The 25,193-nt window shown below is 41.9% G+C and carries 27 protein-coding genes; 9 read left to right on the top strand and 18 right to left on the bottom strand.

Translation table 11 applies throughout. The annotated features are described in order from the left end of the window. Positions 1-22 precede the first annotated feature (22 nt). The 3 genes from rpoC to GEZ84_RS01270 all read left to right on the top strand — a co-directional run bounded on the left by rpoC (position 23) and on the right by GEZ84_RS01270 (position 5,227). Entirely contained in the window at positions 23-3,700 is a 3,678-nt protein-coding gene (gene rpoC / locus GEZ84_RS01280; protein ID WP_000228740.1) for a DNA-directed RNA polymerase subunit beta', read from the top strand. Between the two features lie 259 nt (positions 3,701-3,959). Beyond that, entirely contained in the window at positions 3,960-4,373 is a 414-nt protein-coding gene (ndk, locus tag GEZ84_RS01275) for a nucleoside-diphosphate kinase (RefSeq protein WP_153223029.1), read from the top strand. 233 nt (positions 4,374-4,606) lie between these two features. Then, positions 4,607-5,227 (top strand): hypothetical protein, encoded by a 621-nt coding sequence (locus tag GEZ84_RS01270; protein WP_153223027.1) that lies wholly within the window; start codon positions 4,607-4,609, stop codon positions 5,225-5,227. 392 nt (positions 5,228-5,619) lie between these two features. Here GEZ84_RS01270 and GEZ84_RS01265 read toward each other — a convergent pair whose 3' ends face one another. Beyond that, a complete protein-coding gene (locus GEZ84_RS01265; protein WP_153223026.1) occupies positions 5,620-6,786 on the bottom strand; it encodes an IS30 family transposase in 1,167 nt (388 codons plus the stop codon). 210 nt (positions 6,787-6,996) lie between these two features. Here GEZ84_RS01265 and efp point away from each other — a divergent pair, with 210 nt between their 5' ends. From efp to nusB, 3 genes are read left to right on the top strand one after another with little or no spacing between them, the layout of a single operon-like run. Next, positions 6,997-7,557, top strand: coding sequence for an elongation factor P (gene efp, locus GEZ84_RS01260; RefSeq protein WP_000568643.1), 561 nt, complete (start codon positions 6,997-6,999; stop codon positions 7,555-7,557). Between the two features lie 21 nt (positions 7,558-7,578). Further along, positions 7,579-7,968: an Asp23/Gls24 family envelope stress response protein gene (locus GEZ84_RS01255; protein WP_023938546.1), complete on the top strand. Its 390-nt coding sequence runs from the start codon at positions 7,579-7,581 to the stop codon at positions 7,966-7,968. Continuing rightward, positions 7,961-8,380: a transcription antitermination factor NusB gene (nusB, locus tag GEZ84_RS01250; RefSeq protein WP_153223024.1), complete on the top strand. Its 420-nt coding sequence runs from the start codon at positions 7,961-7,963 to the stop codon at positions 8,378-8,380. Before GEZ84_RS01255 ends, nusB begins: the two co-directional genes overlap by 8 nt. A 52-nt stretch (positions 8,381-8,432) precedes the next feature. Here nusB and GEZ84_RS01245 read toward each other — a convergent pair whose 3' ends face one another. The 15 genes from GEZ84_RS01245 to GEZ84_RS01175 all read right to left on the bottom strand — a co-directional run bounded on the left by GEZ84_RS01245 (position 8,433) and on the right by GEZ84_RS01175 (position 20,076). Beyond that, positions 8,433-9,158 carry a CPBP family intramembrane glutamic endopeptidase gene (locus tag GEZ84_RS01245; RefSeq protein WP_153223022.1) on the bottom strand — a complete coding sequence of 242 codons (726 nt, stop codon included), beginning with the start codon at positions 9,156-9,158 and terminating at the stop codon, positions 8,433-8,435. 18 nt (positions 9,159-9,176) lie between these two features. Beyond that, complete coding sequence (locus GEZ84_RS01240; RefSeq protein ID WP_153223020.1) at positions 9,177-9,359, bottom strand: hypothetical protein; 183 nt, start codon at positions 9,357-9,359, stop codon at positions 9,177-9,179. Between the two features lie 157 nt (positions 9,360-9,516). After that, positions 9,517-10,284 (bottom strand): acetyl-CoA carboxylase carboxyl transferase subunit alpha, encoded by a 768-nt coding sequence (locus GEZ84_RS01235; RefSeq protein WP_153223018.1) that lies wholly within the window; start codon positions 10,282-10,284, stop codon positions 9,517-9,519. Continuing rightward, positions 10,281-11,147: an acetyl-CoA carboxylase, carboxyltransferase subunit beta gene (gene accD / locus GEZ84_RS01230; protein WP_153223016.1), complete on the bottom strand. Its 867-nt coding sequence runs from the start codon at positions 11,145-11,147 to the stop codon at positions 10,281-10,283. The genes GEZ84_RS01235 and accD overlap by 4 nt, the downstream gene beginning before the upstream one ends. Before the next feature lie 36 nt (positions 11,148-11,183). Beyond that, a complete protein-coding gene (gene accC, locus GEZ84_RS01225; protein WP_153223014.1) occupies positions 11,184-12,551 on the bottom strand; it encodes an acetyl-CoA carboxylase biotin carboxylase subunit in 1,368 nt (455 codons plus the stop codon). Between the two features lie 11 nt (positions 12,552-12,562). Further along, positions 12,563-12,985, bottom strand: coding sequence for a 3-hydroxyacyl-ACP dehydratase FabZ (fabZ, locus tag GEZ84_RS01220; RefSeq protein WP_049532125.1), 423 nt, complete (start codon positions 12,983-12,985; stop codon positions 12,563-12,565). Then, positions 12,982-13,467, bottom strand: a complete 486-nt coding sequence (gene accB / locus GEZ84_RS01215) for an acetyl-CoA carboxylase biotin carboxyl carrier protein (protein ID WP_153223012.1) — start codon at positions 13,465-13,467, stop codon at positions 12,982-12,984. The genes fabZ and accB overlap by 4 nt, the downstream gene beginning before the upstream one ends. Positions 13,468-13,469: 2 nt before the next feature. Beyond that, positions 13,470-14,705, bottom strand: coding sequence for a beta-ketoacyl-ACP synthase II (gene fabF / locus GEZ84_RS01210; RefSeq protein ID WP_153223010.1), 1,236 nt, complete (start codon positions 14,703-14,705; stop codon positions 13,470-13,472). A 21-nt stretch (positions 14,706-14,726) separates the two neighbouring features. Further along, positions 14,727-15,458 (bottom strand): 3-oxoacyl-[acyl-carrier-protein] reductase, encoded by a 732-nt coding sequence (gene fabG / locus GEZ84_RS01205; protein WP_153223007.1) that lies wholly within the window; start codon positions 15,456-15,458, stop codon positions 14,727-14,729. A 40-nt stretch (positions 15,459-15,498) separates the two neighbouring features. After that, positions 15,499-16,422, bottom strand: a complete 924-nt coding sequence (gene fabD / locus GEZ84_RS01200) for an ACP S-malonyltransferase (RefSeq protein ID WP_153223005.1) — start codon at positions 16,420-16,422, stop codon at positions 15,499-15,501. Beyond that, positions 16,415-17,389, bottom strand: a complete 975-nt coding sequence (gene fabK, locus GEZ84_RS01195) for an enoyl-[acyl-carrier-protein] reductase FabK (protein WP_000857446.1) — start codon at positions 17,387-17,389, stop codon at positions 16,415-16,417. The genes fabD and fabK overlap by 8 nt, the downstream gene beginning before the upstream one ends. 116 nt (positions 17,390-17,505) lie before the next feature. Further along, positions 17,506-17,730 carry an acyl carrier protein gene (locus GEZ84_RS01190; RefSeq protein WP_000257838.1) on the bottom strand — a complete coding sequence of 75 codons (225 nt, stop codon included), beginning with the start codon at positions 17,728-17,730 and terminating at the stop codon, positions 17,506-17,508. Between the two features lie 58 nt (positions 17,731-17,788). Beyond that, a complete protein-coding gene (locus GEZ84_RS01185) occupies positions 17,789-18,763 on the bottom strand; it encodes a beta-ketoacyl-ACP synthase III (protein ID WP_153223003.1) in 975 nt (324 codons plus the stop codon). Beyond that, positions 18,763-19,197: a MarR family winged helix-turn-helix transcriptional regulator gene (locus GEZ84_RS01180; RefSeq protein ID WP_000386355.1), complete on the bottom strand. Its 435-nt coding sequence runs from the start codon at positions 19,195-19,197 to the stop codon at positions 18,763-18,765. The genes GEZ84_RS01185 and GEZ84_RS01180 overlap by 1 nt, the downstream gene beginning before the upstream one ends. A 93-nt stretch (positions 19,198-19,290) precedes the next feature. Then, positions 19,291-20,076: an enoyl-CoA hydratase gene (locus tag GEZ84_RS01175; RefSeq protein ID WP_153223001.1), complete on the bottom strand. Its 786-nt coding sequence runs from the start codon at positions 20,074-20,076 to the stop codon at positions 19,291-19,293. Between the two features lie 209 nt (positions 20,077-20,285). Here GEZ84_RS01175 and GEZ84_RS01170 point away from each other — a divergent pair, with 209 nt between their 5' ends. From GEZ84_RS01170 to serS, 3 genes are all read left to right on the top strand, one after another. Further along, positions 20,286-21,650 carry an aspartate kinase gene (locus GEZ84_RS01170; RefSeq protein WP_153222999.1) on the top strand — a complete coding sequence of 455 codons (1,365 nt, stop codon included), beginning with the start codon at positions 20,286-20,288 and terminating at the stop codon, positions 21,648-21,650. A 2-nt stretch (positions 21,651-21,652) separates the two neighbouring features. Further along, positions 21,653-22,024 carry a DUF956 family protein gene (locus GEZ84_RS01165; protein WP_000079349.1) on the top strand — a complete coding sequence of 124 codons (372 nt, stop codon included), beginning with the start codon at positions 21,653-21,655 and terminating at the stop codon, positions 22,022-22,024. Between the two features lie 213 nt (positions 22,025-22,237). Beyond that, positions 22,238-23,512, top strand: a complete 1,275-nt coding sequence (gene serS / locus GEZ84_RS01160) for a serine--tRNA ligase (RefSeq protein WP_153222997.1) — start codon at positions 22,238-22,240, stop codon at positions 23,510-23,512. Between the two features lie 24 nt (positions 23,513-23,536). On the opposite strand, the gene GEZ84_RS01155 is transcribed toward serS, so the two are convergent. Together GEZ84_RS01155 and GEZ84_RS01150 are read right to left on the bottom strand one after the other, a co-directional pair. Further along, complete coding sequence (locus GEZ84_RS01155; protein WP_153222994.1) at positions 23,537-24,436, bottom strand: TDT family transporter; 900 nt, start codon at positions 24,434-24,436, stop codon at positions 23,537-23,539. Between the two features lie 110 nt (positions 24,437-24,546). Next, positions 24,547-25,095: a carboxymuconolactone decarboxylase family protein gene (locus GEZ84_RS01150; protein WP_004256949.1), complete on the bottom strand. Its 549-nt coding sequence runs from the start codon at positions 25,093-25,095 to the stop codon at positions 24,547-24,549. Positions 25,096-25,193 lie beyond the last annotated feature (98 nt).

Genomic DNA, 25,193 nt, shown 5'->3' with positions numbered 1-25,193 from the left:
TAGAATAGAAAGGGAAGAAATAGTGGTTGATGTAAATCGTTTTAAAAGTATGCAAATCACCCTAGCTTCTCCAAGCAAAGTCCGTTCATGGTCTTATGGAGAAGTCAAAAAACCTGAAACAATCAATTACCGTACCTTGAAACCAGAACGTGAAGGACTCTTTGATGAAGTTATCTTTGGTCCTACAAAAGACTGGGAATGTGCTTGTGGTAAGTACAAACGCATTCGTTACAGAGGAATTGTTTGTGACCGCTGTGGGGTTGAAGTAACGCGTACGAAAGTTCGTCGTGAGCGCATGGGACATATCGAATTGAAAGCTCCTGTATCTCACATCTGGTACTTCAAGGGGATTCCAAGCCGTATGGGCTTGACCCTTGATATGAGCCCTCGTGCCCTCGAGGAAGTTATCTACTTTGCGGCTTATGTGGTGATTGATCCTAAGGATACACCACTTGAGCACAAGTCTATCATGACAGAGCGCGAATACCGTGAGCGCTTGCGTGAGTATGGTTATGGATCGTTCGTTGCCAAAATGGGTGCCGAAGCCATCCAAGACCTTTTGAAACAAGTAGATCTTGAAAAAGAAATTGCTGAACTCAAAGAAGAGTTGAAAACAGCGACTGGACAAAAACGTGTCAAAGCCATCCGTCGTTTGGATGTATTGGATGCCTTTTACAAGTCTGGAAACAAACCTGAATGGATGATTCTCAACATCCTTCCGGTTATTCCACCAGATCTTCGTCCAATGTTGCAGTTGGATGGTGGTCGTTTTGCCTCATCTGACTTGAATGACCTTTACCGTCGTGTTATCAACCGTAACAACCGTTTGGCTCGCTTGCTTGAGTTGAATGCACCAGGTATCATCGTTCAAAATGAGAAGCGTATGCTTCAAGAAGCGGTTGACGCTTTGATTGACAACGGTCGTCGTGGTCGTCCAATTACAGGACCAGGTAGCCGTCCTCTTAAATCATTGAGCCACATGCTTAAAGGTAAACAAGGACGCTTCCGTCAAAACTTGCTCGGTAAACGTGTTGACTTCTCAGGACGTTCCGTTATCGCCGTTGGTCCAACTCTTAAGATGTACCAGTGTGGTGTGCCACGTGAAATGGCTATCGAGCTCTTTAAACCATTCGTCATGCGTGAAATCGTTGCGCGTGATATTGTACAAAACGTCAAAGCAGCTAAACGCTTGGTGGAACGCGGAGATGAGCGTATCTGGGATATCCTTGAAGAAGTGATCAAAGAACACCCAGTACTTTTGAACCGCGCACCGACCCTTCACCGTTTGGGTATCCAAGCCTTCGAGCCAGTCTTGATTGATGGTAAGGCCCTTCGCTTGCACCCACTTGTCTGTGAAGCCTACAATGCCGACTTTGACGGAGACCAAATGGCCATCCACGTACCGCTTTCAGAAGAAGCCCAAGCAGAAGCTCGTATCTTGATGCTAGCTGCTGAGCACATCTTGAACCCCAAAGATGGTAAACCAGTTGTTACTCCATCTCAGGACATGGTTTTGGGTAACTACTACTTGACCATGGAAGAAGCTGGTCGTGAAGGTGAAGGAATGGTCTTCAAAGACCGTGACGAAGCGGTTATGGCTTATCGTAATGGTTATGTTCACCTCCACTCACGTGTTGGTATCGCAACAGACAGCCTCAACAAGCCTTGGACAGAAGAGCAAAAACACAAGGTCTTGCTTACAACAGTTGGTAAAATCCTCTTCAACGACATCATGCCAGAGGGTCTACCATACTTGCAAGAACCAAACAATGCCAACTTGACAGAAGGCGTCCCAGCTAAATACTTCTTGCCACTTGGTGGAGATATCAAGGAAGCAATCAGCAAACTTGAACTCAACCCTCCATTCAAGAAGAAAAACCTTGGAAATATCATCGCTGAAATCTTCAAACGTTTCCGTACGACAGAAACTTCTGCCCTACTTGACCGTATGAAGAACCTCGGTTACCACCACTCAACTCTTGCAGGATTGACAGTGGGTATTGCCGATATCCCAGTCGTTGATGACAAGGCTGAAATCATTGAAGAATCACACAAACGTGTAGAACAAATCACAAAACAATTCCGTCGTGGTATGATCACAGACGACGAGCGTTACAATGCTGTTACAGCTGAATGGCGTGCTGCCCGTGAAAAACTTGAGAAACGTTTGATTGCCAACCAAGATCCTAAGAACCCAATCGTTATGATGATGGACTCTGGAGCCCGTGGTAACATCTCAAACTTCTCACAGCTAGCTGGTATGCGTGGTCTGATGGCGGCTCCAAACGGACGTATCATGGAATTGCCAATCCTTTCAAACTTCCGCGAAGGTTTGTCAGTACTCGAAATGTTCTTCTCAACTCACGGTGCCCGTAAAGGTATGACCGATACGGCCCTTAAGACAGCCGACTCAGGTTACTTGACTCGTCGTTTGGTTGACGTTGCCCAAGACGTTATCATCCGTGAGGACGACTGTGGAACAGACCGTGGCCTCTTGATCCGCTCTATCGCAGAAGGAAAAGAAATGATCGAGTCACTCGAAGAGCGTCTCAATGGTCGTTACACTAAGAAAACTGTTAAACATCCAGAAACTGGTGCAGTGATTATCGGTCCAAATGAGTTGATTACAGAAGACAAGGCGCGTGAAATTGTCAACGCTGGTGTGGAAGAAGTGACTATCCGCTCTGTATTTACATGTAACACTCGTCATGGTGTTTGCCGTCACTGTTACGGTATCAACTTGGCGACTGGTGATGCAGTTGAAGTTGGTGAAGCAGTTGGTACAATCGCTGCCCAATCTATCGGGGAACCTGGTACACAGCTTACAATGCGTACCTTCCACACGGGTGGGGTTGCCTCAAATACCGATATCACTCAGGGTCTTCCTCGTGTCCAAGAAATCTTTGAAGCCCGTAATCCTAAAGGGGAAGCGGTTATCACAGAGGTTAAAGGACAAGTTACGGCTATCGAAGAAGATGCATCAACTCGTACTAAGAAAGTCTTTGTTAAGGGTGAAACTGGCGAAGGTGAATATGTCGTTCCATTTACAGCTCGTATGCGTGTCGAAGTTGGGGATCAAGTAGCGCGTGGTGCTGCTCTGACAGAAGGTTCTATCCAACCAAAACGTCTCCTTGCAGTTCGTGATGTCTTGTCAGTAGAAACTTACCTTCTTGGTGAAGTACAAAAAGTTTACCGTAGCCAAGGGGTAGAAATCGGTGACAAACACATCGAGGTAATGGTTCGTCAAATGATCCGTAAAGTACGTGTCATGGATCCAGGTGACACAGATCTTCTCATGGGTACCCTCATGGATATCAATGACTTTACAGATGCTAACAAAGATGTCCTTATCGCAGGTGGAGTTCCAGCGACAGGTCGTCCAGTCCTTATGGGAATTACCAAAGCCTCACTTGAAACCAACAGTTTCTTGTCAGCGGCTTCCTTCCAGGAAACAACTCGTGTCCTTACAGATGCGGCTATCCGTGGTAAGAAAGACCATCTTCTTGGACTCAAGGAAAATGTTATCATCGGTAAGATCATCCCAGCAGGTACTGGTATGGCTCGCTATCGTAACCTTGAACCACATGCTATCAACGAAGAAGAATACCTTAATCCTCCAGTAGAGGAAGAAGGAAATGAAGAAACAACAGAAGTAGTTGTGGATACTGCCGTTGAAACTGTGGAAGAAACAGTAGAATAAAAGAGATGAGAGAGCCTTCGGGTTCTCTTTCTATTTTCTGAAAATTTTCTCCATTTTTTCCATGAAATGTGGTAAAATAATACTCAATGAAAATCAAAGAGCAAACTAGGAAACTAGCCGCAGGTTGCTCAAAGCACTGCTTTGAGGTTGTAGATAGAACTGATGAAGTCAGTCACATATATACGGCAAGGCGACGTTGACGTGGTTTAAAGAGATTTTCGAAGAGTATAAAAGAAAGAAGCTGACAAAGGAGACGATTATGGAACAAACATTTTTTATCATTAAACCAGACGGTGTAAAAAGAGGGCTAGTGGGTGAAGTGTTGAAACGCATCGAACAACGTGGATTGACAATCGAAAAATTGGAGTTGCGTACAAAGATTTCAGAAGAGCTGATTGACCAGCACTATCAGGACTTGGTTGGTCAAAATTTTTACCCACCGATTCGTGAATTCATGACTTCAGACCCAGTTCTTGTGGGTGTCATTTCAGGTCCCAAAGTAATCGAAATTTGGCGGACCATGATGGGTGCAACTCGTCCAGAAGAAGCTTTACCAGGAACGATTCGAGGTGATTTTGCAAAAGCTGCTGGTGAAAATGAGGTTATCCAAAATGTTGTACATGGTTCAGATTCAGAAGAGTCAGCTAAGCGAGAAATTGCTCTTTGGTTTTAAGAGTGGATTGGCTCAATCAATTGGTTAAAAAGCTCATTTGAATAGAAAGTATAGTCAATTAGTTTAAGATATGACGCATGATATCAAACTTTTTAGTTTCTGATATGGTGCGTTTTTTGATTTCAAGTTTAGCCTTTCGTGTTTGTTTAGCGTCTAAAAGAGACATTTGAGAAGATTGGAAACAGTTATTTCTTTTCTCTGAGTATAATAATTGGTAGGAGGGGAGAGAAAAGATGAAATCAATGAGAATCTTATTTTTGTTAGTTTTAATTCAAATCAGTTTGAGTAGCTGTTTCCTATGGAAAGAATGCATCTTGTCCTTTAAACAAAGTACAGCTTTTTTCATCGGAAGTATAGTCTTCGTTTCAGGAATCTGTGCTGGAGTAAATTATCTTTATACCCGTAAGCAAGAAGTCCATAGTGTTCTAGCCCGTAAGAAATCAGTGAAGCTTCTTTACAGTATCCTACTCTTAATTAATTTGTTAGGAGCTGTTCTTGTCCTGTCAGATAACTTGTTCATCAAAAATACGCTGCAGCAAGAGTTAGTTGACTTTTTATTGCCATCCTTTTTCTTTCTATTTGGGCTAGATTTGCTGATTTTTTTACCCTTGAAAAAATACATGCGCGATTTGCTTGCTATGCTAGATAGAAAAAAGACAGTTTTGGTGACTATTATAGCAACAATTCTCTTCTTAAGAAATCCAATGACCATTGTCTCGCTTCTGATTTATATTGGACTGGGTTTGTTTTTTGCAGCCTATCTTGTCCCAAATTCGGTTAAGAAGGAAGTTTCCTTTTATGGTCATATTTTCCGAGATCTTGTATTGGTCATTGCTACTCTCATTTTCTTTTAGAGAAAGCCTATTTTTATGGATGTTATGATGGTAATACTCTTCAAAAATCTCTTCAAACTACGTCAGCTCTATCTGCAACCTCAAAACAGTGTTTTGAGTAGCCTACGTCTAGCTTCCTAGTTTGCTCTTTGATTTTCATTGGTAAATTCCCAAACTAACTTCCACTGCTAATCCAAGTGGAAGTTAGTCTGATAAAAATCATAAAAACCAGTGGAAATCCGTGTCAGGGTAAGTTCCACTGGTTTTACTAATGCTTGATTTCATCGCTTTTGTAGCCGAAAGGTATCGAAAAAAAGAGCGCACAAAATCCCCTCATCTGAAGGCGTTTCAGATTAAGTTCCGCTATGGTGGAAGTTAGTGTGAGACGTTTGAATGGGGGTTTAGGTTAGTTTTTAGATTTTATGTTGGAGTAATGTAGAAGACTGGCAGACATCTTCTGCAGGTATTTTAGAAATACCGAGAAGCTTAGGAATCTCTTCTCCATAAGTAAAGGCAAAAAGTTCATAGGCTGACTTTCCATTCAAAGCAGCCCGTTTGACACTGTTGACATGCGAACAAACGAGATTGACGTCCTCTTGAGTTAAGTTGTCAAAGGAAGTTCCCTTAGGTAAAATGTCGCGAATCAGCGTGTGATTTTTCTCAATTCTGCCTTTCTGGTCAGAGCGATTAGGGGCACAAAAGAAAAGTTTACTTTCTCCTCGAACATCCATTTCGATGTCATCAACCCTGGCAAACTCTCCACCATTATCTGTGAGGATGACAGGAAAGAGTAGGAAGAAATCTTTGTCAGCTTGGTGAAGAGTGTTCTTGAGCTTATAGAGGTGTTTGGTAACCTCAAGGGCAGTTTTATTATCCATAAGTCTAGCGAAGATAAAGTTACAGAAAGAGAGATTGAAGGTGAGTAGGACTTTACCTCCTATCCTGCCCATAACGGTGTCCATTTCCAGCCAGTAGTTCAGTTGGTTAAGAGCTAAATAATTTTGGAAATCCTCATAGGAACGTCCTTTTTTAGCTTCTTTAGGGATGGAAGGTAACTTACTTTTCCGTCTTTCTTTGAATTTAACGGCTCTGGCTAAATCAATCGGAGCGATAGATAGGTATCCTTTTCGGATGTGTCGATAGACAGTTGAGGAGCTGACGTCAAGGTTGTGAGTTTTGAGAATATGATAGATGTGTTGTCCCTTTTTAACCCCATCAGAAATGACTTTATCTATGTCCCAGAAGGTCTTGGAATTAAGGGGAGTGCCTTCACGAGCTTCAACAAGAGTTTGTTCGTATTGTTTTTGAGCTTGTTTAGCGAGGTAGAAGATTTTCTGATAGCCACAATTTTGTCTTCTTTTAGGGCAACCGTTACAGACAAAGGGAGCCTTATCGATTAGAGAGCAAGGAAGGTTATGGCATGTAGACTCTCGGACTTGTCTGTTTCGTTTGACTTCTTTGGAAACAGTGGTCGGGTCTTTTAGAATGGATTGTCCGATAGCTTTGAAGGTTTCACCGCGCTCTAAGCCTAATTGGATATCATTACGGTCTGAAAGGGTACGGTGTTTATGTTTTGTCATAGTGAACCTCATTTCTAACTCAAACGTCTCACACTTAATTCCACCATAAAAATCCGTTTTAGACTAATTTCCACTTCGATTGGGCAAGTGGAAGTTACTTTGAAAAGTTACCTTTCGCTCCTACCAAATCCCAATAACTATTTTGGCTTTATTTCCAGAAGATTTTATGGTAAAATGAAGAGTAATAATATTTATTAAAGAGGTAAAAACATGATTGAAGCAAGCAAATTGAAAGCTGGTATGACATTTGAAACTGCAGACGGAAAACTGATCCGCGTTTTGGAAGCTAGCCACCACAAACCAGGTAAAGGGAACACAATCATGCGTATGAAATTACGTGATGTCCGTACTGGTTCTACATTTGACACAAGCTACCGTCCAGAAGAAAAATTCGAACAAGCTATTATCGAAACTGTGCCAGCTCAATACTTGTACAAAATGGATGAAACTGCCTACTTCATGAACACTGAAACTTACGACCAATACGAAATCCCAGTCGTAAACGTTGAAAATGAATTGCTTTACATCCTTGAAAACTCTGATGTGAAAATCCAATTCTACGGAACTGAAGTAATCGGTGTAACTGTACCTACTACAGTTGAGTTGACAGTTGCTGAAACACAACCATCTATCAAAGGTGCTACTGTTACAGGTTCTGGTAAACCAGCAACTATGGAAACTGGACTTGTTGTCAACGTTCCAGACTTCATCGAAGCTGGACAAAAATTGATCATCAACACTGCAGAAGGAACTTACGTTTCTCGTGCCTAATCTCTAGAAAGAGGTCATTCTATGGGAATTGAAGAACAATTTGGCGAAATCGTTATCGCTCCACGTGTACTTGAAAAAATCATTGCCATCGCAACTGCTAAAGTTGATGGTGTCCACTCATTTTCAAATAAATCCGTATCTGATACCCTATCAAAACTCTCTCTTGGACGCGGCGTCTACTTAAAAGAAAGCAACGAAGAACTAACTGCTGACATCTATCTCTACCTTGAGTACGGTGTGAAGGTACCAAAAGTTGCTCTTGCTATTCAAAAAGCGGTCAAAGATGCTGTCCATGATATGGCTGATGTGGAACTTTCTGCTGTCAATATCCATGTTACAGGAATCGTTCCAGATAAAACGCCAAAACCTGAGTTGAAAGATTTATTTAACGAGGACTTCCTCAATGACTAGTCCATTATTAGAATCTAGACGCGAACTTCGTAAATGCGCTTTTCAAGCTCTTATGAGCCTTGAGTTCGGCACAGATATGGAAACAGCTTGCCACTTTGCCTACACGCATGATCGTGAAGATGCAGATGTGCAAATCCCAGCCTTTCTTCTGAACTTGGTTTCTGGTGTTCAAACTCAAAAAGACGAGTTGGATAAACAAATCAACCAGCACCTCAAGTCAGGCTGGACAGTTGAACGCTTGACCTTGGTCGAAAAAAACTTACTACGCTTGGGTATCTTTGAAATCACATCATTTGATACACCTCAGCTAGTAGCAGTCAATGAAGCCATTGAACTTGCCAAAAATTTTTCAGATCAAAAATCAGCCCGCTTTATCAACGGACTGCTTAGTCAATTTGTAACTGAAGAATAGTAGATAGAAAACAGTGTTTGACAACTATCAAACACTGTTTTCTTTGCTTCCACTATCTTAAAAAGTGGTAATAGACATAATTATAAACAAAAATCCAGATGGGTTTTGCATAAATGAGAAAGTTAAAAAAACTATGGCACAGGATGGTGATTTTTAAGTTCTTTGTCCACCGATATACTAGGGCATAGAAGAGACCGCCTAAACTATAAATAATCAAACTGATAGGATCTCGGTGAGTTAGGATCAAATGACTAAGTCCAAATATAAGAGCAGATAGAATAACATCCAGATAGTACTTGGACTGGTGGAAAAAGGTATTCATAAAATACCCTCTATGAATCAGTTCCTCCAATATAGGTGCTACAACTACTGTTAAAATGAAACTAAGAACAGTTGATAGAAAAGTTGGTTGCCCATTGGAGTATAGGACCGAAAGTAGGTCTTGAAAGATATACTTGTTATCAATTAGGTGATGAAATTGCATCTGAAAAGCATCCACCAATTGACGATCAAAATAAGTAGCCACTAGACCAACTACAAGGTAAAAGAATCTTGACTTCTTTGAACCCTTTTTTTCAAAAATATAGAGCATCTCTTTCTTTTTGAGCCAGTAGATAAATAATAGCAAAAGAGCTGTTACTTCAACTGTTAAAAAGATAAAATAGCCATCTATCCCCCATCCTAAAAACTTAGTGATTTGTACAACCCCTAACTCTGGTAGATAAACCGATAGAAATACCAGTGATGTAAAGACTCCTAAATGCCCTAGTTTTTTCATACTCACTCCTTTAATTTATTAATAGCCAATACCATAAGCACGTCTATTCACATGAGTCAGTATTGTACTCCATTCTGTCGCTAAACTATATGCATATGGCGAATCCCAATGTCTATCATCAACCAACCAAATCATTCTACCACCTGAAGTTTGCTCTAAGTTCTCAGATGAAAGAACTGTAAATGTTTCTGTACCTGTCATTGCAAGTACCTCCTTAAAATAAATTTTTGTAAGCTTAGATCTACAGTATACATCTTTTTTGCCTATTTAATAGTCCATCTCCTCAACTGTCAATTTTTTAACCTGAAGTGCATATTTCTATAAAAAATGAGACCTTTCTAGTCTCATTTAGTCATTCTTAGTATTTTCTAAATCGTTGATAACGCTCTTCCAACAACTCTTCTAACGGTTTTTGTGAAAGCATGGCTAGCTCAGCTTGGAGTTCTTTTTTGACACTCTTAATCAGTTCTTTGCTCGAAAATCCTGCTTCAGAAATCACCTTATCCACCACGGCCATCTCTAACAACTCATGTGAAGTGATTTTCATCAGTTCTGCCGCTTCCATGGCACGAGTACCGTCCTTCCATAGAATGGAAGCAAAACCTTCTGGACTGAGAATGGCATAGATGGAATTTTCCAGCATCCAGACACTATCTGCGACTGCTAGAGCCAGAGCCCCACCTGAACCACCTTCACCGATAATGATAGCGATAATCGGAACTTTCAGGTCACTCATTTCCATGAGATTACGAGCAATAGCTTCCCCCTGTCCACGTTCTTCCGCACCGACACCAGGATAGGCACCTGCTGTATTGATAAAGGTGACAACTGGACGGCCAAACTTTTCAGCCTGTTTCATCAATCGCAGAGCCTTGCGGTAGCCTTCTGGATGTGGTTGACCAAAATTCCGTTTTAGATTGTCTTGTAAACTCTTGCCTTTTTGGATACCAACCACTGTTACAGCTTGATCTCCAAGCCAGCCGATACCACCAACAACTGCACCATCATCGCGAAAAGAACGGTCACCATGTAACTGGATAAATTCATCAAAAATGCCTGTCGCAAAGTCCAAGGTTGTTAAGCGACTCTGCTCACGCGCTTCTCTGACTATTTTTGCAATATTCATCTAGGACTCCCTCCATGCAATCTGACTAGGCTAGCAATCGTATCTGGCAAGTCTCTTCTTTTGACAATAGCATCCACAAAGCCATGTTCCAATAGGAATTCTGCCTTTTGGAACCCCTCAGGCAAGCTTTCACGAACCGTATTTTCAATCACACGACGCCCAGCAAAACCAACCAAGCTCTGTGGTTCAGCCAGAATGATATCTCCTTCCATAGCGAAAGAAGCTGTTACACCACCTGTCGTTGGATCTGTCAAAATAGTCAGGTAAAAGAGACCTGCATTTGAATGGCGTTTAACTGCCGCAGAAATCTTGGCCATCTGCATGAGACTCATGATTCCTTCCTGCATACGGGCTCCACCAGAGGCTGTGAAAAGAACAACTGGTAATTGTTCAACAGTCGCATACTCAAACAAACGAGTGATTTTTTCCCCTACAACTGTACCCATAGAAGCCATGATAAAGTTGGAATCCATTATCCCAAGAGCCACAGTCTGACCTTTAATAAGAGCAGTTCCTGTCACAACAGCTTCATCCAGCCCTGTTTTTTCACGCATAGCTGCTAGTTTCTTTTGATAACCAGGGAAATGCAAGGGATCCTTGCTTTCAATCCCTGTAAACAATTCCTTGAAGGTGCCCATATCAATTGTCAAAGCCAAGCGTTCTTGGGCAGAAATACGAAATGTATAGCTACAGTGCGGACAGATACGCTCACTTCCCAAATCCTTCTGATAGATGGTATGCTTACAGCCTGGACACTTAGAAAATAATTCATCTGGAACCTCTGGCTTGGCTTGAGGTTTTTCCCTAACCGAACGATTGGGATTGATTCGAATATACTTATCTTTTTTACTAAATAGAGCCATTGATTCCCCTTTTCGGTTTAAACTCTTAAAGTCATTTTATTCTTTTTCTTGATATTTAGGTAAGAAGGTTTCCATCAAGAAGGAAGTATCATAATCTCCAGCAATGACATTGCGATCTGAGATGAGGTCAAGCTGGAAATCTGCATTGGTCTGCACCCCTTCAATCTCTAGTTCATAGAGGGCACGTTGCATTTTCATCAAAGCATCAAAACGATTCTCTCCATGAACGATGACTTTGGCAATCATACTATCATAATAGGGGGGAATGGTATAGCCTGGATAAACTGCTGAATCCACGCGCAAGCCAACTCCTCCACTCGGCAGATAGAGATTGGTAATCTTGCCTGGACTTGGAGCAAAATTGAAGGCTGGATTTTCAGCATTGATACGACATTCAATAGCATGACCTCGTAGAACAATATCTTCTTGCTTAACAGACAGAGGTTGACCTGCCGCAATGCGAATTTGTTCCTTAACGATATCCACACCTGAAACAAATTCTGTTACTGGATGTTCTACTTGTACACGAGTATTCATCTCCATAAAATAGAATTTACCGCTGGATTCATCAAGCAGAAACTCAATGGTCCCTGCATTCTCATAGCCAACAGACTCTGCCGCTCGAACAGCAGCAGCACCAATTTCATGGCGTAGCGTTTTTCCGATTGCAATCGAAGGACTTTCTTCCAAAACCTTTTGATTATTCCGTTGAAGAGAACAATCCCGTTCACCCAAGTGAATCACATGTCCATGCTCATCTCCTAGGATTTGAACCTCGATGTGACGAGCTGGATAGATAACCCGTTCTATATACATGGCACCATTGCCATAATTAGCCTTGGCTTCGCTAGAGGCAGTTTCAAAGGCGGAAACGAGGTCTTCTGGTTTTTCAACCTTACGAATCCCTTTACCACCTCCACCTGCTGAAGCCTTGAGCATAACAGGATAGCCAATTTCTTCAGCAACAATCAAGGCTTCTTCAGAGTTATGCACTTCTCCATCTGAACCTGGTATAACAGGCACGCCTGCTTTAATCATCTGAGCGCGCGCATTGATCTTATCCCCCATCATATCCATGACATGACCAGATGGACCGATAAACTTGATTCCCACCTCTTCACACATGGTTGCAAATTTGGAATTTTCACTGAGAAATCCAAAACCTGGGTGAATAGCTTCTGCCTCAGTCAAGACTGCAGCTGATAGAACCGCATTAATATTGAGATAAGACTCCGTTGCCTTGCCAGGACCGATACAAACTGCCTCATCTGCCAAAAGCGTATGAAGAGCTTCCTTATCAGCAGTTGAATAAACCGCCACCGTCGCAATCCCCAATTCACGCGCCGCACGGATAATACGAACCGCAATTTCACCACGATTGGCAATTAAAATTTTTCGAAACATGGAGAACCTCCTTAGTTCCCTATTGCAAAGGTAAGAGTACCACTAGCTGCAAGCTTGCCATCCACTTCAGCCTTTGCTTCAACCACAGCAATCGTACCACGACGTTTTACAAAAGTCGCTGTCATAATCAATTGGTCGCCTGGTACAACTTGCTTCTTAAATTTAACCTTGTCCATACCAGCGTAAAAGACCAGTTTCCCCTTATTTTCAGGTTTTGACAACTCCAACACACCAGCTGTTTGCGCCAAGGCTTCCATGATCAGAACACCTGGCATAACTGGGTATTGAGGAAAATGGCCGTTAAAGAAGGGCTCATTGATGGTCACATTTTTGATGGCAACAATGGTATCCTCGCTCACTTCCAAGACACGGTCTACTAATAGCATAGGATAACGGTGGGGAAGAGCTTCTTTGATTCCTTGAATATCGATCATTTGATACGTACCAATCCTTTACCAAACTCAACCATTTCTTCATTAGAAACGAGAATTTCCGTTACCACACCATCCTTAGGAGCTGGGATTTCATTCATGACTTTCATAGCTTCGATAATGACCAATGTTTGACCTTTTTTAACACTATCACCAACTGTTACAAAGGCAGGTTTATCTGGACCAGCAGCCAAGTAAGCCACTCCAACAAGTGGGCTTTCTACAACATCTCCCTCAGCAGCCACACTTGTTTCAGCTGGAGCTGGAACTTCTTCTGCTACAGTTTCTGCTGGAGCAGATGTAGGAGCTACTGGACTCGGTGTTGCTAGAAGAGGTGCTGGGGCTACTTGAGGTATAACTTCAGATACCAGTCTCGCTTCATTCTTGCTAAACTCCAACTCATCCGTCCCATTCTTATAAGAAAACTCTCTCAAACTTGATTGGTCAAATTGAGCCATCAAGTCTTTAATATCGTTTAAATTCATACTTATTTATTCTCCCAACGTTTGAAAGCAAGAACTGCATTGTGGCCACCAAAACCAAAGGTATTTGAAATAGCGTATGGAATTTCTTGCTCCAAGCCTTGCCCATAAACGACATTGGCTTCGATATAATCTGATACTTCACTTGTCCCAGCTGTCATTGGTACAAAGTTATGACGCATAGCTTCGATGGTTACGATAGCTTCTACCGCACCTGCAGCCCCCAGCAAATGTCCTGTAAAAGACTTGGTTGATGATACAGGTACTTCCTTACCAAGAACAGCCACGATCGCACCACTTTCTCCTTTTTCATTAGCAGGAGTTGACGTTCCGTGAGCATTGACATAGGCTACTTGCTCTGGAGAAATCTCAGCTTCCTCCAAGGCTAGTTTGATGGCCTTGATAGCTCCTTGCCCCTCTGGATGAGGAGAAGTCATATGGTAGGCATCACAGGTATGTCCATAACCAACCACTTCAGCAAGGATAGTTGCCCCACGTTTTTCGGCGTGTTCAAGGCTTTCAAGAACCAACATCCCTGAACCTTCTCCCATAACAAAACCATTACGGTCCTTATCAAATGGAATAGAAGCGCGAGCTGGGTCCTCTGTAGTAGAGAGAGCTGTTAGGGCTTGGAAACCAGCGATAGCAAAAGGTGTGATAGAAGCTTCTGAACCACCTACCAACATAACATCTTGGAAACCAAACTTAATGGAGCGGAAAGCATCCCCAATTGCGTCATTTGATGAAGCGCAGGCAGTATTGATGGATTTACAAACACCGTTTGCTCCAAAACGCATAGCAACATTTCCTGAAGCCATATTTGGTAAGGCTTTTGGAAGGGTCAATGGTTTCACACGTTTTGGTCCTTTGTCATGGAGGCGAAGTACTTGATCTTCAATTTCCTTGATTCCACCAATACCAGAGGCAACGATAACACCAAAACGATCTTTATCAAGAGCCTCTACATCCAAATTGGCATGATTGACAGCTTCTTGGGCTGCATATAAGGCATATAAAGAATAGTTATCAAAACGATTGGTATCTTTCTTTACAAAGTATTTATCAAAAGGAAAATCTTGGATTTCTGCCGCATTATGCACATCAAAGTCACTATGATCAAATTTTGTAATTTGATCAATTCCGATTTTTCCAGTTGTCAAACTAGTCCAAAATTCTTCTGGTGTATTTCCGATTGGAGATGTTACTCCATAACCTGTTACTACTACGCGATTTAGTTTCATCTTTTTCACCTCTAGCTTCTGCTACATACTTAAGCCACCATCAATGGCAACTACTTGACCAGTTAGATAATCTTGGCCTGCTAAAAATACTGTCAAATCTGCAACCTGCTCTGCCTGCCCAAATTCTTTCATAGGAATTTGGGCCAACATAGCATCTTTTACCTTGTCTGATAGAACAGCTGTCATATCGGACTCAATCATTCCAGGTGCAATAGCATTAACCCTGATATTGCGATTGGCCACCTCACGCGCTACAGACTTGGTAAAACCAATCAAACCAGCCTTAGAAGCTGCATAGTTAGCTTGACCGATATTTCCCATCAAACCAACAACACTAGACATATTAATGATAGCACCTTCTCTGGCTTTCATCATCGGTTTCAAGACTGATTGTGTCATGTTAAAAGCACCAGTCAAGTTAACCTTGAGCACTTTTTCAAAATCCGCTTCTGTCATCTTGAGCATAAGGGTATCTTGGGTAATTCCTGCATTGTTGACCAAAACATCTACTGAACCTAGCTCTGCAATAGCTTGCTCAACCATACGCTTAGCGTCTGCAAAATCTGACACATCTCCTGAAATAGGAACCACCTTGACACCATAGTTTGAAAACTCAGCTAGCAAGTCTTCTGAGATTGCCCCACGACTGTTTAAGACGATATTGGCTCCTGCTTGAGCAAATTTATGGGCAATGGCAAGACCAATTCCACGACTTGAACCTGTAATAAAGATATTTTTATTTTTTAGTTGCATTCTTTTCTTCTGTTTCCTCTTGTATTTATGGGAGAAGGGATTACTCGTTTTCTAGCAAGGCTTCCAAACTCGCCTGATCTTCAACATTGGCTAGTTTAGCCGTTTTATCAATTTTTTTAACAAAGCCTGACAAGACTTTCCCCGGTCCAATCTCGATAAAGTTGGTTACGCCTGATTCTTGCATAACTGCAATACTTTCATAAAAACGAACTGGTTCCTTGACCTGACGCGTCAAGAGTTGAGCAATGTCTTCTTTTAGCATGATTGCAGCTTCTGTATTACCAACTAGGGGACAAGTAAAATCTGAAAAACTTACTTGAGCAAGAGTTTCAGCTAGTTTCTGGCTAGCAGTCTCAAGAAGAGCGGTATGAAAAGGTCCTGAAACCTTGAGAGGAATCAAGCGTTTGGCACCTGCTTCCTGCAAGAGTTCGACAGCTCGGTCAACTGCAGCCACTTCTCCACCAATCACGATTTGTGCAGGCGTATTATAGTTGGCTGGGGTAACCACTCCCAGTTCAGAGGCTTGCTTACAAGCTTCTTCAATGACCTCTACTGGCGTATTGAGAACTGCGACCATCTTGCCAGAACCAGCAGGAGCTGCTTCTTCCATATAGGCTCCACGCTTAGCAACCAAGGCTACCGCATCTTCAAAATCCAAGGCACCGCTGGCCACCAAGGCAGAATATTCCCCAAGAGACAAACCAGCAAGCATATCAGGCTGATAGCCCTTTTCTTGCAATAAACGATAAATAGCAACCGAAGTCGCTAAAATAGCTGGTTGCGTATAGCGAGTCTGGTTAAGTTTTTCTTCTTCCCTATCAATGAGATGACGCAAATCATAACCGAGTACCTGACTCGCTTGATCAATCGTTTCTTTGACAATAGGGTAGTGATCATATAGATCTCGTCCCATACCTAGATACTGGGCACCTTGGCCAGCAAATAAAAAGGCTGTTTTAGTCATTTCTTACAACTCCTGCCCAACGAGAGGCTTCTTCTTGAATTTTCTTAGCTGCTCCGTAATACAAATCTTTTAGGATTTCTTCAACGGTTTCTTCTTTGGAAACAAGGCCTGCAATTTGACCTGCCATAACAGAGCCACCATCCACATCTCCGTGAACAACCGCTTTGGCTAGAGCACCTGCTCCCATTTGTTCAAAAATTTCCAAATCTGGATTTTCTTGTTTAAAAGCATCTTTTTCAGCTTGTTCAAAATCACGAGTCAACTGATTTTTAATCGCACGAACAGCATGTCCAAAGTGTTGAGCTGAAATCGTAGTATCAATATCTCGAGCTTTTAATATCTTGGCCTTATAATTTGGATGGGCATTAGACTCTTTTGCAACGACAAAACGAGTTCCAACCTGAACCGCCTCTGCACCTAGCATAAAGCCAGCCGCAGCACCTTCACCATCCGCAATCCCTCCTGCAGCAATAACAGGAATAGATACAGCAGCAGCAACCTGGCGCACCAAGGTCATGGTTGTTAATTTCCCAATATGTCCCCCAGCTTCCATTCCTTCTGCAATAACAGCATCCGCACCGATTTTTTCCATGCGTTTAGCTAGGGCAACACTTGGTACAACTGGAATAACTGTAATACCAGCTTCATGGAAACGTTCCATGTATTTGCTTGGATTTCCTGCTCCTGTTGTCACTACCTTAACACCTTCCTCGATAACAAGGTCTACAATATCTTCCACAAAGGGAGACAAAAGCATGATGTTGACACCAAAGGGTTTATCAGTCAATGATTTGATTTTATCAATATTTGCCTTGACAACTTCTTTAGGGGCATTCCCCCCACCGATAATCCCTAGCCCTCCAGCCTTGGAAACAGCCCCTGCCAAATCACCATCAGCAACCCAGGCCATTCCTCCTTGGAAAATAGGATAATCAATGTTCAATAATTCTGTAATACGCGTTTTCATAGTGCCTCCATCGTTTCTTGCTTACGTAATAGTTCGATATCGTCATAATTTGAAAATCAAACTATTGCCTAAACAAGAGGGAGCGGGTTTCCCTACTCCTTCTATCTATATTCTGTTTATTTTGTTTGCTCTTCAACGTAGGCAACCAAGTCACCAACTGTTTTCAAGTCATCTTCTGCTTCGATTTGGATATCAAAAGCATCTTCGATTTCTGAGATTACTTGGAACAAGTCCAATGAATCTGCATCCAAATCATCAAAAGTTGATTCAAGTGTTACTTCTGATGCGTCTTTCCCAAGTTCTTCAACGATAATTTCTTGTACTTTTTCAAATACTGCCATGATAGGACTCCTTTAAAATAAATAGTTTTTTATAACAATGTGTTCACCACATGATTACCTAAATTGTAAGAATGAGCGTGCCCCAGGTCAAGCCTCCACCGAAGCCTGATAGCAGAACAGTCTGACTACCATCTAAACGGATGAGGCCTTGTTCTACACACTCTGAAAGTAAAATCGGGATACTGGCTGCACTGGTATTTCCATATTCCATCATATTGGCTGGAAGTTTGTCTCGGTCGACACCGATTTTCCTAGCCATCTTATCTAAAATACGGTCATTAGCCTGATGAAGTAGCAGATAATCCAAGTCTGTCGCCTCTACAGGAGATTCTTCAATGGTCTGTTTGATAGACTTAGCTACATCTCGAATAGCAAAATCAAAGACTGCGCGTCCATCCATCTTCAAAAATGAATCTGCATTTTCTTGATTTGAAAATGGAGAATGTAGACCTGAATGTCCATAGGTCAGACACTCGCTTCGTGAACCATCGCTATTGAGACTCTCCACTAGGAAATGTTGCTTATCGCTAGCTTCTAGCAAGACACCACCAGCACCATCTCCAAACAAAACAGCTGTTGATCGGTCCGACCAATCGACTGCTTTAGAGAGGGTTTCACTGCCAATCACCAAGCCTTTTTGAAAGCGACCAGAAGCGATAAACTTTTCAGCAGTTGAAAGAGCAAATACAAATCCACTGCAAGCAGCTGTTAGGTCAAAAGCAAAGGCCTTATTAGCACCAATATTAGCTTGAACACGAGCAGCTGTAGAGGGCATCATCGAATCTGGAGTAATGGTAGCTAGGATGATAAAATCCAGATCCTCCCCTGTGATTCCAGCTTTTGCCATCAGTTTCTTAGCAACCTCTGTAGCCAAATCACTAGTAGATTCTGTTTTTGAGATATGCCTTTGTCGTATTCCCGTCCGACTTGAAATCCACTCATCATTGGTATCCATAATCTGAGCCAAATCATGATTTGTAACCACTTGCTCTGGCACATAATGAGCAACCTGGCTTATTTTTGCAAAAGCCATTATCTCAAATCCTCCAAAAATTGATAAAGATTGGTCAAACCTTTGCTCATAACCTCAATTTCTTGCTTACTCATACCATCTATGATTTTTTCAACCATGGCCTTGTGGAAGCGTTTATGTAGCCTATGAACCAAGCGACCTTTCTTTGTCAAATGCAGATGCACCACACGTCGATCATGTTCTGAACGAATGCGTTCAATGTAACCCTTGCGTTCGAGATTATTCAAACTAGTCGTAACTGTCCCAAGAGTCACCATCAACTCTTTTGACACTTGACTTGGTGTCACATCTGGAACTTTCCCAATCACATCAATCGTATGCATTTCTTTGATGGAGATATCCTTGAAACGACTACCTCTCAAGCTAACTTCCTCGATAACGAGGACATTGTTAAATATAGATGTTAAATATTCATTAATTCGTTGGTAGTCCAATCTTTCTTTCCCTCCTTCTCAAAAAAACTTTTACAATCAAAACATTTGACAAAAGAATTATATCAAACTTCAAAGAATGGCGCAAGTATTTTTTTATTTTCCTGTAAATTTAGGTCTTCTTCTCTCCGAATGAGCCCGAACTCCCTCTTTGAAATCCTCTGTTTTGGCCAGTGATTCCTGTAGATGCAGTTCTAAAACAGCATAATCTTGCCAATCTTTAAATTGGCTCTCCCAAACCAACTTCTTGATGGCAGCATAGGAATTAACTGAGCCACGTCTTAATTTTTTAAGAAGCTGTTCTCTGGTCTTTTCTAGTTTGTCAGCTTCAGAAATACGGTAAACCACACCCCACTCTAGAGCTTTTTCTGCGGTTAAAGCCTCTCCTGTCATAGCTAATTGAGCAGCACGCGTCACACCAATACTTCGGCTCAAGAGATGAATTCCTCCTGCATCTGGAGCCAAACCAACTCCAACAAAGGCTTGGATAAATTTAGCCTTATCGGTCGCCAAACAGAAATCTGCCGCAACAGCCATATTAGCTGCAGCACCTGCAACAGCCCCGTCTACCTCCATTAACACAGGTTTGGCTATTTGTTTGATTTTATAAGAAATAGTATTGACCAATTCTGCGATTTTCGTCAATGATGGAATATCATCCTCATCCACTGCCCTCTTCATCTCTACTAAATCTCCCCCAACTGAAAAGACTTTGCCATTCGCATTAATCAAGATAAAATGTACAGCTGGATTCTCTTCTGCCAAAGTTAGGGCTTCTAAAATCTCTTCACACATGGGAATATGAAAACCATTTGCGACCTCAGGACGGTTCAAGGTAATAATTGCCAAATCCTCTTCAAGCTGATAAATAATGTGTTCCATCAGGACTCCTCTTTATTTTATACGCAAGTTAAATTATTTTATTTTCAAAGTATATCTTTTTTATTCTAAAAAAGCAAGAATAAGAATGTAATAAGTGTCTCATCCGATTAGAAAGGCTCGCTTTATACTAGAAAGCATCTTATTTTCTTCATTGAAAAAAGGCTTTCTTTCTGCTATAATCGTATAAAATACTTACTTTAGGAGTTCTTATGAAAGTTGTTAAATTTGGAGGTAGCTCACTTGCCTCTGCTGGTCAATTAGAAAAAGTTTTAAACATCGTCAAAAGCGATCCCGAGCGCCGTTTTGTAGTTGTTTCTGCGCCTGGTAAACGCAATGCTGAAGATACTAAGGTTACGGATGCCTTGATTAAATACTACCGCGACTATGTTGCTGGTAACGATATTAGCAAGAGCCAAAGCTGGATTATCGACCGCTATGCTGCTATGGTTAGCGAATTGGGACTGAAACCAGCTGTTTTAGAAAAAATCTCTAAAAGCATTCGTGCCTTAGCCACTCTTCCTATTGAAGAAAATGAATTTCTCTACGATACCTTCCTAGCAGCGGGTGAAAACAACAATGCTAAATTGATTGCTGCCTATTTTAACCAAAATGGTATTGATGCACGCTATGTGCACCCTAGAGAAGCGGGTATTGTAGTCACAAGTGAACCTGGTCACGCTCGCATCATTCCATCAAGTTATGACAAGATTGAGGAATTGACAAACGCCAATGAAGTCCTTGTCATTCCTGGTTTCTTTGGAGTTACCAAGGAAAATCAAATCTGTACCTTCTCACGTGGAGGATCAGACATTACAGGTTCTATCATTGCTGCAGGGGTTAAAGCTGATCTCTATGAAAACTTTACGGATGTTGATGGTATCTTTGCAGCTCACCCAGGTATTATCCACCAACCACACTCGATCCCTGAGTTGACCTACCGTGAAATGCGTGAGTTGGCCTATGCAGGATTCTCAGTTCTTCATGACGAAGCTCTTCTTCCTGCCTACCGTGGAAAAATTCCTCTGGTTATCAAGAATACCAACAACCCTGACCATCCAGGTACTCGTATCGTTCTAAAACACAGTAGTGATGAATTTCCAGTTGTAGGAATTGCCGGTGATTCTGACTTTGTCAGCATTAATATGTCGAAATACCTCATGAACCGTGAGGTGGGATTTGGACGCAAGGTTCTTCAGATCCTTGAAGATCTTAACATTGGTTGGGAACATATGCCAACTGGTATCGACGATCTTTCAATCATTCTCCGTTCTCGTGAACTAACTCCTATCAAGGAAGAAGAAATCCTGCGTCAATTGGTTCAAAAAGCTGAAGTAGACCATGCAGAAATCGAACACGACCTTTCAATCATTATGATTGTTGGAGAAAAAATGAAGAGTCATATCGGAGTAACTGCTACTGCTACACGTGCTCTATCTGAAAATAAGATTAATATCCAGATGATGTCTCAAGGTTCTAGTGAAGTTTCTATTATGTTTGTTGTCAATAAGGACCAAGAGAAAGCAGCTATTAAAGCCCTCTACAATGCCTTTTTCGGTGAAAGTAAGGAAGACTAATCATGGCCCAATCTCTTAACAAAACAGTGCTCCTCAATACGACAGGCACCTCCTACCTCTCTATAGCTGGGAAAGTTGGGAAATTCCTAGTTGGAGATCAGGCTCTAGAATTTTACCCAGATGTCAATGTCGAACAATTTATCCAGATTCCTTGGAGCCATATCAACCAGATTGGAGCCAATGTCACTGGGCGAAAAATCAGTCGCCACTTCGAAGTCTTTACAGACAGAGGAAAATTCCTCTTTGCATCAAAAGACTCAGGTGCCATTCTCAAAATTGCTCGCGAAAAACTGGGTAATGACAAGGTCGTCAAGCTTCCGACCCTAATTCAGACCATTGGTCAAAAATTTAAAAATCTATTTGCAAAAAAGTAGAAACTTTAGTATAATCATAACAACGGATAAGTAGGTTATCTTCTTCTTTCAGAAAGTCTGCGGATGCTGCGAGCAGATAGGAGAGATAGGTGAAATTCTACCGTTAGTAACAATTACATACACAATCAAGTGCACACCTGTGAAGTTGGATGGAACCGTGGCCCTGCCACTCCAACGCTTTGTCAGGTGTGCTTTTTTCATAAAGGAGTTCTTATGTTAGATATCAAACGTATTCGTACAGACTTTGATGCTGTCGCAGAAAAATTGGCTACACGTGGTGTAGATGCTGCTGTCTTGAATGAAATGAAAGAAATCGACGCTAAACGTCGTGACATCTTGGTCAAGGTTGAAACTCTCAAAGCAGAACGTAACACAGTTTCTGCTGAGATTGCCCAAGCCAAACGCAACAAGGAAAATGCAGATGACAAGATTGCTGCCATGCAAAATCTATCTGCTGAGGTTAAAGCCTTGGATGCTGAATTGGCAGACATCGATGCTAAATTGACAGAATTTACCACTACTCTTCCAAACATCCCAGCTGACAGTGTTCCTGTTGGGGCTGACGAAGACGACAATGTGGAAGTTCGCCGTTGGGGGACTCCACGCGAGTTTGACTTCGAGCCAAAAGCTCACTGGGATCTGGGTGAAGACCTTGGTATCCTTGACTGGGAACGCGGTGGTAAGGTAACAGGGGCTCGCTTCCTATTCTATAAAGGCCTCGGGGCTCGTTTGGAACGTGCTCTCTACAACTTCATGTTGGATGAGCATGGTAAAGAAGGCTATACTGAAGTCATCACGCCTTACATGGTTAACCACGACTCTATGTTTGGTACTGGTCAATATCCAAAATTCAAGGAAGATACTTTTGAACTCAGCGACAGCAATTATGTCCTTATTCCTACAGCTGAAGTTCCTCTGACAAACTACTACCGCGATGAAATCCTGGACGGTAAAGACTTGCCAATCTACTTCACTGCTATGAGTCCATCATTCCGTTCTGAGGCTGGTTCAGCTGGTCGTGATACGCGTGGTTTAATTCGTTTGCACCAATTCCACAAGGTTGAAATGGTGAAATTTGCCAAACCAGAAGAATCTTACGAAGAATTGGAAAAAATGACAGCCAACGCTGAAAATATCCTTCAAAAACTCAACCTTCCATACCGTGTCGTTGCTCTCTCTACTGGAGATATGGGCTTCTCAGCTGCTAAAACTTACGACTTAGAAGTTTGGATTCCAGCACAAAATACCTACCGTGAAATCTCAAGCTGTTCAAACACAGAAGATTTCCAAGCCCGTCGTGCTCAAATCCGTTACCGTGATGAAGCTGATGGAAAGGTTAAATTGCTCCACACCTTAAACGGTTCTGGACTTGCAGTTGGACGTACAGTGGCTGCTATTCTTGAAAACTACCAAAATGAAGATGGTTCTGTGACCATCCCAGAAGTTCTTCGTCCATACATGGGTGGAGCTGAGGTCATCAAACCATAAAAAATAAGGTTTAGCTATTTCTAGCTAGACCTTTTTTCGTAACCAAATCAGATAAGCACCTAATACAAAGAATAAAATAGTTAGGCATACAAGAGTTTCAACCACTACCAGATAATCCAGAAATGGAAGTTTCAAGATTTCCTGAGCCATCTTAAGCGAGGTAGCCGTGATAATGGTAGGGAAGGTGAGGGCTGAGAATGCTGGTTGAAATCCTTGTTTTAAAATATTAGGTAGACGAGTTAAAACCAAGAAAAAGAAGGATTGGGAAGCCAAAATCATGGCGATTAAGAGCCAAGTCGGTAGGTTGACTCCTCCAACTCGAACCAGGGAAGCCAAGAGTAGAGAGAAAGGAGCACAGTAGATTCCTTCTTGTCCAAGCATGGCTAGTGGGAGTGGATGTTTCTTTAAATCACTATAAATAAGCGGGTAGAGATAGAAGGTTAGGAGAAAACCAAAACCCAAGGTGGCATAGGCAATTTCGACAATGCCTACAAGAGGATAGGTCAAAGCTGCCACTGCTATCCCCACATAAAGCACCGTCCAGCTAGGAGTTGCATGACCCCTCCTACCTGGACAAGCAAACTTGATGGTGAAACCAGCAATTAGGGCCAAATCCAAGAGAAATGAAAACCACCAGAGCCCCTGCGCTACCAAAGGAAGATGAGGGAATACGCGAAAGACATAAGTCGATAAAATCATCCCAGCCATGGGAAAAGTTGCCATTCCTGACAAAAGAGGGGGTTTGGTCAATTCTTGCTTGGTTTCCTTCCAATTAAAGAGATGCAAAATCAGAAAGTAAATCCACAAAATCAAACCTGCTAGACTCAACAGATGGGACAGAATCGGTAACGTATCTAAAATAAGATTTCCAGCTCCTGCCAAACCTAGCAAACAACCAGAAAATACCAAGGGGAGTTTTTTCATCCTAACCTCCAATAATCATGTTAGTTTCAGTATAGCATAAAAGCGCTTAAATGAGGGGATAAAAAACGAAGTCCGATTATTTCAGACTTCATTTTTTACTCAGATAAGGCTTAAGCATAAGGTTGTAATTCTGGGTTAATTGGGGTATTAGCTAGGTTGTTGGCATAGTTACAGAGGCTTGCTAGGCTGACACCAAGAACCACATCCAAGGCATTTTGTTGGGTATAGCCAGCTTCTAAAAACTCAGATAAGGCTTCATCTCCTACACGACCCTTGGTATTGATAACTGCCAAGGTAAACTTAGCTAGGGTGTCCAATTTAGGATCTGTTTCAATTGGAGTACGATTGCGAAGGGCTTGAAGAAGGTCATCGTTCATCTGGATTTGTTTGATTGAAAAGGCTGTGTGACCTGCGACGCAGAAGGCACAACCATTTGTCACAGCAGCTGTAATTTGCACGACTTCGCGCTCAACGGGTGTCAGGCTGTTGCGACGGTTGATAGCTCCGACAGTACGGTAAGCCTCTAAAGCAGTCGGTGCATTAGCCAAGAGACCGATTAGGTTGGGAATATAGCCATTGTTATCTTTTTCTACTGTTTCAAGAACTTCTTTCACTTCTGCTGGTGCTGATTCTACTGTATGGATGGTAAATGTTGTCATCATAAAACCTCTTTTCATTTTGTTGAAACCTAGTCTATCACAGATTCTATACCGTGTATAATATATATTTTAAATTGCACTGATAGAAATTTTTTATG

This window comes from Streptococcus mitis, assembly GCF_009496155.1.
Taxonomy (GTDB): domain Bacteria; phylum Bacillota; class Bacilli; order Lactobacillales; family Streptococcaceae; genus Streptococcus; species Streptococcus mitis_BQ.
The sequence above is the reverse complement of the archived record's forward strand: the minus strand, read 5'-3'. Positions and strand labels throughout refer to the sequence as shown.